The organism is Tumidithrix helvetica PCC 7403 (genome assembly GCF_965232925.1).
Taxonomy (GTDB): Bacteria; Cyanobacteriota; Cyanobacteriia; order Pseudanabaenales; family Pseudanabaenaceae; genus Tumidithrix; species Tumidithrix helvetica.
In genome coordinates, this window is the sequence record NZ_CBDDRA010000018.1 from 52,606 (window position 1) to 65,567 (window position 12,962).

A 12,962-nucleotide genomic window follows, 5' to 3' on the forward strand; every position below is an offset into this window, starting at 1 on the left:
CAGTGGCTCACTCACACAAACAGAAGGAAGTGATATCCGTGAACAAAAATCTATTTAAGCTGGTCGGTGGTTTAGGAATCATAGGCTGTGTAATGGGGCTTGCAGCGCAACCCAGCCAAGCGCAGCCTGCCTATGGCAGTTATTTGGGGGTTGGCGCTGGTTTTGGTTTAAGCAATGGCAACACAGCTTTTGGGGAGACTTCTAAGACCTCTTTATTACTTGCTGGCAGATACAAGTTCTTAGAAGTGCCAATTTCCCTGCGTACTCAAGTACTCATTGGTAACAGTACGGCTGTTGTGCCCACTGTCTCGTTTGATGTTCCGCTCAACTTTGATGCTGATGTTTATTTGGGTGCAGGCATTTCACTAGCCAACACAACTGATACGACCCCTGTAGGCAACAAAAATAGTTTTGTTTTGCAGCCTGGGATTGACTACTCAGTCCCCAATAGTAATCTGGTGATTTTTGGCAATGTTTTATTTGCCTTTGATGCCTATCGCAATGCCTCAGGTACAACTGCAACCTCACTCCAAACTGGACTTGGCTGGCGTTTTTAGAGATTCGATCTCGTCTTAAGTTTGGAATCTAGTAACATGACATAAAAATGTCTGTGTTTTCAAACCAACTATGCAAGATCTAGTAGCTGCATTCGAGAGTCAATTTGCTCAAAAACAGTTCTCCGCTGCCTCTGTCACCTTAAAGCAATTACTCAAAGACTACCCTGACGATTTGCAGCTACAGGTCTTACTTGCCCGCTTTTATGACGCAACAGGTAAGCCTGAAAAGGCTGAAATAATTTATCGAAAACTCTTAAGATCGCAAACTCAGCCCAAGTTACTCACCCAAGCTCGTCAAGGGTTGAAAGCGATCGAAGATGCTGAGATTAAACAACGCAAAGACCGAATTGCCAAAGCCCTAGGTATATCGGGGGGAGAAACCCAAGGGTTACTGGCTGTAAAGCCGATCGCTCCAGAAGTGCGAGATCGGGTTGTGGAAAAGTTTGCGCGCATTTTTCGGCTCGATCTTTACTCAGCTAAATTTAAGCTGCCTAGCCGCAATCTCAAAATTCTCCGCACAGGAACCGTGGCAGAAATGCAGGTGTATGCCGAGGAACTCAACAGTATCGATATTCCTGCAACATCGGTGAGTTTAGACGCGATCGCCAAAATTGCCGTTTATAACATTGACTACTTTGAGCTGCCCAGTATTCATCAAGTTCATGCCATTCATAATGATGGGGCGATCGCCTTTCGTTTAAATGAGGTCAAAGCGAGAGTCGAAGGCATCATTCCCACGTTTGGGCAAGTGGTCACGGTAGATGCCAAACACAAACTCGTATGGAAAGATCAGATTTTAGATCGGGTGAGGTTTTGCGATTTTCATCTTCCAGAACGAGGCTGCATTCTGCGTTTTCATGACAACCATTACAAGTTCGATCGGGGGATGCAGTTACAGGTTAAAAAATCGCTAAATCATCTTGCCCCTACCGTCCAAGAACGGTGGGTAGCTTTGATGCAATGGGTGGAGCAATCATTCCCTGAAATTCCAGTTCACAGTGATTTTACCCCTTTTGCCGATATGGCAATGGCATATTCCGAAACATTAAAAGAGATTGAGCATCACATAGACCTACTGCGGCATAAACCCAGCCTGTGGGATAATTGCTTTCAACTCTTTAGTGGGATGATATTTCTGGATAGGTGACGACTCCCATCACTGAGCCTGTAGGCGTCTACAGTGTGGGCTTCTCAGCTAATCCTGAAGAATGCATCGGAATCACTAGGTATAGGGGCGAAGCATTTTTGTACTCGGTAGTTGCCTCGATCGAAACCTCCTGAACGGGATTGAATAGCGTATGGTGCAGTTTTTTATTAAAGCCGATAGCGAGATTCCCGCATCTACACAACTATTTGACCAGATTAGTTTTGCGATCACCACGCGTCAGTATACGCCTGGACATCAACTACCCAGCACGCGTCAACTTGCCAATTGGACTGGCTTACATCGCAATACGATTAACAAGGTCTATCAGCAGCTTAAGCACGCTGGACTTGTCGAAGCCAGAGGGGGCTCTGGAATTTACGTCAGCCTACCAACCACGAAACCTACTGGTGACTCGGGTATCCCAATCCCAGCCTTGAAACAAAGCGTGCGCCAAAGTATTGACAAGATTGTGAGTTTAGGATGCTCGCTATCACAGGTGAGGGATCTTTTACTGGCTGAGATTGATTGGCGGCTGAGTTGTAACGCTCAACTCCTTGTCGCTTCTGGACGTGAAGATCCTGGCGTCGCACAGGTGATGGCAGGAGAGTTGGAAATGGCTCTAGCTGTGCCCATTCAGACTGTGGCAGTGGAGGATCTGGACAAAATCCTAGAACATGCGACAGCGGGCACAATTGTTACCAATCGCTATTTTTTAGAGCCAACTTGCCAAGCAGTTGGGAATCATCAGGTTCGCGTAATTGCCGTAGATATTTACACCTATAGCCGTGAGATTAACCTCATTCGTAACTTACCCGTGGGTTCTTATGTCGGTTTGGTTTCGATTAGTACTGGGATCTTAAGGCTGGCGGAGAGCTTGATTCATAGTTTGCGTGGGGATGAGTTGTTGGTGGTCTCGGCTTTACCCCAAGATACCTATCGCCTGCAAACCATTGCCCGCAGTGCAAATTTGATTATTACGGGGCATTCAGGCAAAGCCGAGCTAAAGGAGGCGATCGCCGCCACAAAACACGATCGCATTCGTCCTGTAGAGGCAATCTTTTGCGAAAATTATATTGCCAGTGAGTCAATTGAACTTCTCAAGCTAGAATTAGGTTTAAATTAGCGGCTAGCGGTTATCGCCAAGGGATAAATAGAACTTTCCCAAGCTTCTAGCACTGAACAAATGGCTCCTAACAACTAGCAACGAAACCCAAAAAACTATGAGCACCCCCCATCAAGCACCTGTCGCGTCTATGTCAGAATTTAACACTTCTTTACCTAGTATTCGCCGCATCCAAAGCATCATCAGAGAAAAGAGCGATGTAGAAGTTAAACTGCTCACAGGCGATGATATCAATGGCAAGGTGTTATGGATCGATGACAACTGTATCTGTATTGAAGGGGGTACAGGGGCGGTCAAAACAATTATTTGGCTTCATGCCGTGGCATATATCAAGTAATTTGCTTTGGTAACGCTGAAAATGCTCCGCGATCGGGATGCATTTCACAGAACAATTCTTTATTCCTTATGTTGGTTTCTCTAGCCCGAATTATTCCCTAATCCTTGAAATTCTGATGGTGTCGTAACCAAAAAAATAGACTGTATTTTGGGCAAATTGCTAGATTCATCTTTCAGTAAAGCTTTAGAGGATTTTTGCCGATTCTCATGAATAATGCAGGCTAGCCTGCATTATTCAGCCAACTTTATAGACGCAGTTATGCCCAGCAAATTTTGCTTCTTCAAGGGCATAGCTTGCACCTGTAATCATGATCGCTGGTGTTGCGCCTAGTACTGGGACAAATCCCATGATGCCCACACTGATGGTCACGTACTTCCCTACAGAAGAGCTTTCATGGACAAGTTGCAGATCGTTGACATGGATACGCATCAGCTCAGCTAGAGAAAAAGCATTATCGGCATCAGCATTAGGAAGAATTACAGCAAACTCAGCGCCACCATAACGCGCAACAAGGGCATGAGGATTATCTACCACAGACTGAATTGCTGCCGCGACTTTTTGTAAGTAATTATCCCCTTCATAATAGCCATAGTTCTCATTCAGCTCTTTGAAAAAGTCAACCCCACACATGATTAAAGATAGTGGCTGTTGCTGCTCTCCTAACTCTTGCCACTGCATTCTGAGATAGGCATCAAAGTAACGTCGGTTTGATACTTGCGTTAAACTATCTAGACGAGCAAGCTCTAATAATTTTTGGTTATTTCTTTGCAGTTCTTCAGCTACAGATGCTTGGGTACTTACTTCATTTTGTAATTGTGTATTTCTAGCTAGAAGTTGTTTTTGGGCTTGATAAAGACTTAACTGAGCTTCAACCCTAGCCAAAACCTCAGCAATTTGGAAAGGCTTCAAAATATAGTCAGCCCCACCCACCACAAAACCCTGTATGCGATCGAGCACCTCGTCAAGCGCACTAATAAAAATTACGGGAATGTTGACAGTGGCTGGCTCGGACTTGAGTTGGCGGCAAACGTCGTAGCCGCTCATGTCAGGCATATTGACATCGAGCAAAATTAAGTCTGGTGGATCGGCTTTGGCACTAGCTAAAGCCATTTTCCCACTGGTCAAACATCGCACGATGTAACCTTGGTTAGTAAGCACAGAGGAAACCAGACGCAGATTGGCAGGAGTATCATCAACAATCAAAATTGTTTGGTGACGTCTTTTTTGTCTCTGTTGAAGCATCCTGATGGTCCCACCGTTAAACAAACACTAATTATGAAAAATTGCCGAATACTGTACGTTTTCTGATTATTCTAGCTTAGCAGCAGGTATCTCATGCTGATAGGCAAATTCAATGTCTCGCTGATTAAATTCTATATGAATAGCAAGATTAATTTGTTCTTGAATATCCATATATCGTTTGTAATCATTACTCAAAACATAATAAACCACGTCAAAATTTAAACTAAACTCCCCGTAACTGCTGAAATGGGCGCGATCGAAGCTTGTATGCTCGATCGCTTCGATAATATTTTTAACGATTGTGGGGATTTCGCGCAACTTGTCCAATTCAGTACTATAGGAAACGCGGACGACAAACGCCGCACGTCGCCGTTCCATTCGCTTAAAGTTTTTTAAGCGGGAAGAAGTAAGGTCTGTATTAGAAAAGATGAGTTGCTCGCCACTGACGCTTTTGATGCGCGTAGTTTTAATGCCCACACTCTCAACCGTGCCCGAAAATTCACCCACCACAATCAAATCGCCAATCTCGAAAGGGCGATCGAGCAAAATGGAATAGTAGCTAAACAGATCTTGCAAAACTCCTTTAGAAGCCAGCGCGATCGCAACGCCCCCAATGCCCAAACTTGCCACGACTGCCGAAAGATTTAGCCCAATATTCTCTAGGAAAAAGATGACACCAATTGTCCAAACCACCACGCGAACAGAAGGAAAGAGAAGACTAAACCCCTCGTCCTGAATCTTTTCGCCCCTTCTTTTGAGCCAATAGTACCTTACAGCATTCTCAAGTAGAATATTGGAAATCCGAATCGCGAGAAAGGTAAACAGGGAAACACCAAAGATATCCAAAAGACGATTTATGGTGGGATGGAGCAGTAATCCCTTGAGACTGAGATAGATTAACCCTCCATAAAAAATTGGCAGGGCGGATTTCTCCACAAAGGTAATGACAGCTTCACCAGTTTTTATTTCCAAGGCAACTGCCCAACGCTTTAATCGCGGGAGCGCGATCGCTTCAAATAGACGAATTGCTACAATACCCAGTAACAATGTTCCCAGGGCAATCAGGTAGTTCTGAACCGTATTGTGCAAAAACTCCTGTTGCAAGATCTCTGCAAGGGAATTTTGTTGCACGGCTGCGAAGGAAGTCGTGCCAAGCCCTAGAAAAGGGAAGATACAAATCCCCAGCACAAATGCAGTCAAGACTGGATTGCGATCGCCCAAGGGACGTTGAAGCGAGTGTCGAAAAAAACGCCAAATACTTCTCATTAAGACAATTCCCTTCTATCTTTTTACGCCAATTCCAATTGACAACAGCGTGAGATTCCAAAATACTACAAAACTAGCCATGTCGGCGCTGATGCCATTGCCAAGCATGTTTGAGGATCTGCTCTAGATCGGCATACTGAGGATTCCAACCTAACATGTTTCTGGCTTTCTCACCACTGCCCACTAAAGCAGGTGGATCGCCCTCGCGGCGATCGCATAGAATCGCCTTAATCTCTCTACCCGTTACCTGTTGTGCCACCTCAATCACTTCCTTAACCGAAAAGCCATTGCCATTGCCGAGGTTAAAGGTTTCGCTGGTTCCATTGTGGAATAAATGTCTCAGCCCCAAGACATGTGCCTCTGCTAAATCGGCAACATGAATATAGTCTCGAATGCAAGTACCATCAGGGGTTGGATAGTCTGAACCAAATACGGAAATCGAGGCTCTTTTACCTAAAGCTGCCCATAGAACGAGGGGAATGATATGGGTCTCAGGTTGATGATCTTCACCCAACCTGCCTTGGGGATCGGCTCCTGCGGCATTGAAGTAACGAAAGATGACTGACTTTAAGCCATAGGCGCGGTCGAAATCCTTGAGAATCTGCTCCACCATCAATTTGGTCATGCCATAGGGATTGATCGGATTTTGGGGATGATCCTCGGGAATAGGAACCTGTAAAGGCACGCCATAGGTAGCGCAGGTGGAAGAGAACACAAAATAGGGGATTTTGGCGGCAACCATTGCCTCTAAGAGGGTCAGGGTTCCTACCACATTATTGCGATAGTATTTGTCAGGCTCGGTTACAGATTCACCGACATAGGCAAAAGCCGCAAAGTGCATCACGGCTGCGATCGCACGATCGGCAAACAAACGATCCAAAAGGGCGCGATCGTTGGTATCCCCCACGATCATCTCGGCATGGAGTGCTGTTTCGACCAAGTCGCGATGTCCGTAGACTAAATTATCAAGAATTAGTACCTCATAACCTGCTTGCTGTAAAGCAAGCACAGCATGGGAACCGATATAGCCTGCTCCACCTGTGACTAAGATTTTGGGTTGTGTCATGGCGATTGAGAATCCTTTTTTCAATCAACTAGCTCGATCTATTTTGGCGGTTTTCGCAATATTTCCCACGCCTAAATATAATTCGGCAACCTTAGGATCGTTCAAGAGGTCGCTACCTTTGCCCTCAAACCGATCGCGTCCTGTATCGAGCACATAACCGCGATCGGCGATCGCCAAAGCCTTACGCGCATTTTGCTCTACTAGAATAATGGACGTTCCTGACGAGTTAATCCGTTGGATCAGATCGAAAATATCTTGCACCAAAAGCGGCGACAGTGCCGCCGAGGGTTCGTCTAAAATGAGCAGTCTTGGCTCTAGCATCAGGGCACGCCCCATGGCTAACATCTGCCGTTCGCCACCAGAGAGGGTTCCCGCCCTTTGATTGTGGCGTTTTGCTAGGGTGGGGAATGTGTCGTAGATCTTTTGCTTGAGTTGCTTGAGATCGCTCGTTGAGAGATAGGCTCCCATGTCTAGATTTTCGGACACGCTGAGCGACGGGAAGACATTAGCAATCTGCGGTACATAGCTCACACCCAGACGCACAATTTGTTCGGGCTTTAAACCTGCGATCGCCTGACCCGCAAACGTGACTTCGCCAGATCGCACGGGAACCAAGCCAAAAATCATTTTCGCAAGGGTAGACTTTCCTGCCCCATTCGCCCCGATCACGGCAATCAGTTCGCCTTGCTTCACAATCAGATTGACGCCTTGGAGAATATCTACCCCATCGACATACCCCGCGACGATCTCTTTGACTGCAAGCAGAGGTCGATCGGAGGTTTCTAGAGAACTTGGCTCAGAAGGTTGACTGGCGTTCATTTCTTTAACCCTTCTAACGCTGTGCGTACCTTTGCCAAGGACTCAGAGTCACCTTGACGATTAAAAATCGTTTCAGCCCGTTCTAAGGCTTTTCTGGCTTCTTCAGTCCGTTCCTGTTTGGCTAAAGCCTGCCCCAAAGCCAAATAAGCAATGGCACTGTCAGGATCGTTCTCTAAAATCCGTCGGTACGCCACGATCGCGCTCGATATCGAATTTTGCTGGAGATAAATATCGGCGATCGCCATCTGAATGTCTACCGAATTGGGTTTTGCTGCCGCAGCTTTTCGCATGGCAGCGATCGCTTCATTATATCGACCTTGCTTTTGAAACACTAACCCCATTGCCAAATTGGACTCGGCATGGCGTGGGTTGATTTGTAGCGCCCGTTGATATTTGGCGATCGCTTCGTCATAGCGATTTTGCCTGGCTGATAGACTACCAAGGGCGAACCAAACATCCGCATTTAGCGGGGCAACTCGATCGGCTTGATTATAGATATCGATCGCGCCCCTAAAGTCACCCTTTTGCTGGAGAATATAGCCCAAATTTAGGTATGCCTTAATCTCTTTGGGGGATGTAGCGATAATTTGACGATACACCCGCGCCGCCCCATCAAAATCTTTGCGTTCGGTGAGAATGTAGGCAATGCTCTGCTGCGCGTCAATATTCTTGGGATCTAACTCAACTGCACGACGGTAGGCAGCGATCGCCTGTGGATATTGTTGCAATCTCGTATAAACAAACCCTAACCCCGTATAGGCACTTGAGCTTTTGGGGTCGAGGCGAGTGGCAGTTTCCAAAGCAGCAATCGCCCCAGAATAGTCTTTTTTCTGGGTGAGCAAATAGCCAATACTCATTTGAATGCGTGCATTTTTAGGCTCTAGCTCGGCAGCGCGGCGGTAGGCTTCGATCGCCCCAGTAATATTTTTGCTTTGCCACAGTTGTCGTCCCTGTTTGATAAAGTCCGTAGCAGTGGGCTTACCTTGAGCTTCAGCGCGATCGGCGATCGGGGAGTAAAAAGTTGGTGCAACCAGAAAACCGATCGATAAGGCAGCACAAACAGCTCCCGATATTGTTAACGAATGGGTAAAAAAACTAGCGTAGGAACGAAACTTTGACATAGGGTCTCATGAAATTCAAGGCATCTTGACCTTGATTATGGCACGATTGTTCCGTTCTCAGAACGGTGGCTAAATCGTCAATTATCAAGTTCCTAGTTTCAGTAGATTTTAGGAAACAAAAGGGAACTTCCATCAAATTTAGCCACGTCGATCCTTACGAACTGTGAAATTTGAGAAGGCTACTCGTGAAAATTTCTTGCCTAAGCAAGCAAAGAATCGCAATTAGGCAGATCTAGTCGAGTCGTTAGCTCTATTACCAGCTAGATCGTCATAGGCTGAGACAATGATGCAAAAGCTTAAGGGTACAGTCACTAACATGCCAATTCCCAAGCACAGAGCGCCCACAAAATTTAAGGCTACTAGCGCTAAACTTAGAATAAATACTTGGACTAATTGTTTTGCGACAAATGTCCGACTTGTTTCCAAAGCGGGCCAAAATTCTAAATCCCAATCGACGGCAAACTGAATCGCAAATATATAGGACACAGCTAGATAGATACCAGGAATCAATAGAAAAAGCATTCCTATGGCAATTAAGAGACTACTGACTAAATACACCAGAAATAACTGTAGGAAGTATTTATTGGTAAACCCTTTAAAAAAATCATTAAAAACGAAGGACTTTCCTCTCAAGATCGCCAAAACCACAAAAGTAAACCCAGCAACTAAAGGTCCAGCAGCTACAACCCCTACACCAGGAATAGAAGACACGATCGCAATGATTAAGAAAAATCCAACCATCTGGATAATATTTGGTTGCATTACCTCCCAACCCTTCCGAAAATATTTCTCAACATCGACGGTATAGTCTTTTTGCAAAACTGCATCTAACTGTTCGTTTCCACTAGTATTCATAATTTCAAGACTCCTCGATAGATTTTATGATAATTGCATAGAGTATTTCCAATGCTTAAGCGTACTACAGCGCTATTCGTTAAATTTAGATTTAATATGAAACTTTGAATTACTTAATTCTTGACGAGGCAAATCGAGGTTTGCACAACAAGCTAGCCATTAGCTGCTCTCCTTTAAGCGTAGTAGGAGCGTGCAGGCATCTTGCCTGCACTACAAATTCATAAAAACTCATTTAGGTTTAGCATATAGGTTAGGATTCATGATGAGCAAGCTGAGGTTCTATAGCTTCCCTTTATCCATTTCCTCCAACAACATAAAGAATATTTACATTCCCTCCATATCAAATTAGAAGCTCCACAAGAGATGATTATTTCTTGTTGCAAAAAACAGACAAGTTCAATATTCTTGTGGCTCTATTGGCTGGCATGTCAGAATTTGCAAATTCTTTAGAGACACATACCCCTATTACATGAAAAAACTTCAGACAAAACCGCGAGCGTTCAAACAATGGTCGATCTTGGCGATCGCAATTTGCGGTCTGATGTTTTTATGCTTGCAAAGTTGTCAGAATACCGAGGCTTTAAGATCACCAAACGTTGATTCATCCCTGCAAGATTTAACCCTGAAAGTCACACAAGTCCCAGAACCAATTCAACCGATTCCTTTAGAAATCGTACTAAATCCACAAAAGGTGGAGTTAGGGAAGCGACTTTTTCATGACACGAGTTTATCGGGCGATGGTAAGGTCGCTTGTGCTACCTGTCATAAGCTCAGTATGGGCGGCGTCGATCGCAAAATGAAGTCGATAGGCATGAATAATGTCATGACGGAGAGAAATACATCTACTGTTTTTAACAGCGGTTTTAATTTCAAACAGGGATGGGATGGTAAAGCTGCGACGTTAGAAGAAGTTGTTGAGCTAGTCATCAACGACCCAACCATGATGTCAAATTCTTGGACGGCGATCGTTCAGCATCTCAAGCAAGAAACAAACTACGAGCAAGCGTTTCGGCAAGTTTACGATAATGGAATTACTAGTGAGAACATCAAAGACGCGATCGCTACCTTCACAAGATCTCTCTATACACCCAATTCTCGCTTCGATCGGTATTTACGCGGTCAACAGGATGCCATTTCCGATGAGGAGAAAGCAGGTTATAAACTCTTTAAAGACTATGGTTGTGCGAGTTGCCATCAAGGCGTAAATGTTGGCGGCAATCTGTTTCAGAAGTTTGGCGTTACCGAGAACTACTTTAAAGTTCATGGAAATCCTAGCAAACCCGATTTGGGAAGGTCTAATGTTACTGGCTCAGAAGCCGATCGCTATGTGTTTAAAGTACCTAGTTTGCGGAATATCGCCTTAACGGAGCCATACCTGCACAACGGTTGGGCAAAGACTCTAGCGGAAGCGATCGACATTATGGCAGATTATCAGTTGGGGCGTGTGCTGCCTAAAAAAGATAGCGATTCGATCGTGCAATTTCTCAATACGCTTACGGGTGAATATCAGGGCAAACCACTATGAAATCAATTTTTTTGAGAAACATGGCGATCGCACTGGTAGTTGTATCGATTTTTATATTTTTGGTAACAAAGGCACAAGCGATTGATGAGAGAAAGCACGATCTTTTTGCATTGAACTTTCGACAAATAAGTGCTTTAGATACGAGCCTCAATGAAAATGTTTTTAAGATTCGTTATGGACTTCTCACCTATTACGATCCAATTATTACAGAGTTTAATCAGATCAAAAAATTGCGAAGTTCTCTAGAAAATCTTCCTGGTTTTGTTCCGCCAAGCGAAAAACAAAAGATCGCGGCAATTATGGCAAGATTAGCAGAAGTTCAACAACAAAAGGAAACGCTGATAGAGCAGTTTAAATCAAAAAATGCAATCCTCAAAAATTCCCTTGCCTATCTGCCAGTGATTACAACCCAGCTAGGGACAAATCTAGGGTCTGAAACGCAAGGCGATTTATTTGTTAACCTGATCAACAATTTACTCAAGCAAGTCTTGCTGTTTAATCTTGGTACCAATCAAGATCTCGTTCCTCAAATCGATGCTTTAATTGGGCTACTTTTGGCTCGTCAAGATCAATATGCACCCAAGAGTTTTGAGGACATTAAGTTCTTAACTACCCACGCTCAAATTATTGTTAAATACAAACCAATTGTTGACACCTTAACGCTTCAGATCACTTCATTACCCGTTCCACAAATGGCAGAAGAAGCTTATGGGTTATTCGAGCAAAGTTATAAGAATGCCTTAGATCTATCAAATTTTTATCGCTTATTACTGTTTCTATTTTCTCTCATTCTCACCATCAGTATTTCAACCTATATTATCCTGAGTTTGAGAAGCCTCAATCGAGGATTAAAAAGGGCTGAGGCTTCTCTACGTGCCGAGCAAGCCCAGTCCGAGCGCTTATTGCTCAATATTTTGCCCGAAGCGATCGCAATGCGTCTGAAGCAAGAACCAAAGGCGATCGCCGATAGCTTTGCGGATGTCACGGTGTTATTTGCCGATATTGTCAATTTTACGCAAATGTCTTCCCATATTTTGCCGTTGGAATTGGTGGAAATGCTCAATCAGATTTTCTCAGTGTTCGATCGCTTGTCGGAACAGCATGGTCTAGAAAAGATTAAGACCATAGGCGATGCCTATATGGTTGTAGGTGGACTTCCCAATCCTCGCGCCGATCATGCTGAGGCGATCGCAGACATGGCTTTGGATATGCTGAGAGAAACCTCTAAGTTTCAAAGCAAAGATGGAACAGCGCTTGATATTAGAATCGGCATTAACTCTGGATCGGTGGTGGCGGGGGTGATTGGCACAAAGAAGTTTATTTACGATTTATGGGGCGATGCAGTCAATGTGGCAAGTCGAATGGAATCCCATGGAGATGTTGGGAAGATTCAAGTTACGCAGGCAACGTATATGAAGCTCAAGGGCAAATATATGCTTGAAGAACGTGGAGAGATCTCGATTAAGGGAAAAGGGAAAATGACAACCTATTGGCTGACTGGCAAAGTAGAGAGTTCTCTGGTAAAAGCCGAAAGCGATCGCTGATGTCTTAAGTTCTAAAACTTGAACCTACTCCATGCAATATCTATTGAGTACTCAAAAATATGCCCAGAAAATCTTTTGAAGACAAGTACCCCAATATTGCCAGATGGGTTTACGAACATTCTGGCTGGATTGAAATTGGACGCGATCCAGATAGCCCATTAACTTCATTTGTTCGGGCGATCGATATGGGTGGAATGGTTTGGGAAGGCGAAGATGAGTATGAATCGCTAGATGATGCATTTTTAGATTTAGAGGCAGGAGTGCAGGAGTATTTGCAGGAGATCTATGGGGAATAATTGCTGACCTACGGTACTGGGTGGTTTTGATTTACCCCCGATCGCATGGGAAGAGATTTGCGAT

At 44.5% G+C, this 12,962-nt stretch carries 13 protein-coding genes; 7 read left to right on the plus strand and 6 right to left on the minus strand.

Features of this window, described 5'->3' with window-relative positions; translation table 11 throughout:
* The first annotated feature begins 92 nt into the window (after positions 1-92).
* From ACP2WE_RS16680 to ACP2WE_RS16695, 4 genes are all read left to right on the plus strand, one after another.
* Complete coding sequence (locus ACP2WE_RS16680; protein ID WP_425216750.1) at positions 93-557, plus strand: hypothetical protein; 465 nt, start codon at positions 93-95, stop codon at positions 555-557.
* A 70-nt stretch (positions 558-627) separates the two neighbouring features.
* Positions 628-1,704 carry a tetratricopeptide repeat protein gene (locus ACP2WE_RS16685; RefSeq protein WP_425216682.1) on the plus strand — a complete coding sequence of 359 codons (1,077 nt, stop codon included), beginning with the start codon at positions 628-630 and terminating at the stop codon, positions 1,702-1,704.
* Positions 1,705-1,855: 151 nt separating this feature from the next.
* The gene (locus ACP2WE_RS16690; protein WP_425216683.1) at positions 1,856-2,827 is read left to right on the plus strand and encodes a GntR family transcriptional regulator; all 972 of its coding nucleotides are present in this window, start codon (positions 1,856-1,858) and stop codon (positions 2,825-2,827) included.
* A gap of 97 nt (positions 2,828-2,924) precedes the next feature.
* Positions 2,925-3,164, plus strand: a complete 240-nt coding sequence (locus tag ACP2WE_RS16695; RefSeq protein WP_425216684.1) for an Hfq-related RNA-binding protein — start codon at positions 2,925-2,927, stop codon at positions 3,162-3,164.
* A 234-nt stretch (positions 3,165-3,398) separates the two neighbouring features.
* Here the strand turns inward: ACP2WE_RS16695 and ACP2WE_RS16700 are convergent, their stop codons facing one another.
* The 6 genes from ACP2WE_RS16700 to ACP2WE_RS16725 all read right to left on the minus strand — a co-directional run bounded on the left by ACP2WE_RS16700 (position 3,399) and on the right by ACP2WE_RS16725 (position 9,533).
* On the minus strand, positions 3,399-4,406 hold the full coding sequence (locus tag ACP2WE_RS16700) for a diguanylate cyclase domain-containing protein (protein ID WP_425216685.1): 1,008 nt from the start codon (positions 4,404-4,406) through the stop codon (positions 3,399-3,401).
* Positions 4,407-4,472: 66 nt separating this feature from the next.
* Entirely contained in the window at positions 4,473-5,672 is a 1,200-nt protein-coding gene (locus ACP2WE_RS16705; RefSeq protein WP_425216686.1) for a mechanosensitive ion channel family protein, read from the minus strand.
* Positions 5,673-5,745: 73 nt separating this feature from the next.
* The gene (gene galE, locus ACP2WE_RS16710; protein WP_425216687.1) at positions 5,746-6,738 is read right to left on the minus strand and encodes a UDP-glucose 4-epimerase GalE; all 993 of its coding nucleotides are present in this window, start codon (positions 6,736-6,738) and stop codon (positions 5,746-5,748) included.
* A gap of 24 nt (positions 6,739-6,762) precedes the next feature.
* Positions 6,763-7,557: an ABC transporter ATP-binding protein gene (locus ACP2WE_RS16715; protein ID WP_425216688.1), complete on the minus strand. Its 795-nt coding sequence runs from the start codon at positions 7,555-7,557 to the stop codon at positions 6,763-6,765.
* Positions 7,554-8,678 carry a tetratricopeptide repeat protein gene (locus ACP2WE_RS16720; protein WP_425216689.1) on the minus strand — a complete coding sequence of 375 codons (1,125 nt, stop codon included), beginning with the start codon at positions 8,676-8,678 and terminating at the stop codon, positions 7,554-7,556. Before ACP2WE_RS16720 ends, ACP2WE_RS16715 begins: the two co-directional genes overlap by 4 nt.
* 222 nt (positions 8,679-8,900) lie before the next feature.
* On the minus strand, positions 8,901-9,533 hold the full coding sequence (locus tag ACP2WE_RS16725; RefSeq protein WP_425216690.1) for a hypothetical protein: 633 nt from the start codon (positions 9,531-9,533) through the stop codon (positions 8,901-8,903).
* 469 nt (positions 9,534-10,002) lie between these two features.
* Between ACP2WE_RS16725 and ACP2WE_RS16730 the strand changes: the two genes are divergently transcribed.
* The 3 genes from ACP2WE_RS16730 to ACP2WE_RS16740 are packed head-to-tail and all read left to right on the plus strand — an operon-like array spanning position 10,003 to position 12,898.
* Positions 10,003-11,058, plus strand: a complete 1,056-nt coding sequence (locus tag ACP2WE_RS16730) for a cytochrome-c peroxidase (RefSeq protein WP_425216691.1) — start codon at positions 10,003-10,005, stop codon at positions 11,056-11,058.
* On the plus strand, positions 11,055-12,602 hold the full coding sequence (locus ACP2WE_RS16735; protein WP_425216692.1) for an adenylate/guanylate cyclase domain-containing protein: 1,548 nt from the start codon (positions 11,055-11,057) through the stop codon (positions 12,600-12,602). Before ACP2WE_RS16730 ends, ACP2WE_RS16735 begins: the two co-directional genes overlap by 4 nt.
* Before the next feature lie 59 nt (positions 12,603-12,661).
* Entirely contained in the window at positions 12,662-12,898 is a 237-nt protein-coding gene (locus tag ACP2WE_RS16740) for a hypothetical protein (RefSeq protein ID WP_425216693.1), read from the plus strand.
* The last annotated feature ends 64 nt before the right edge of the window (positions 12,899-12,962 follow it).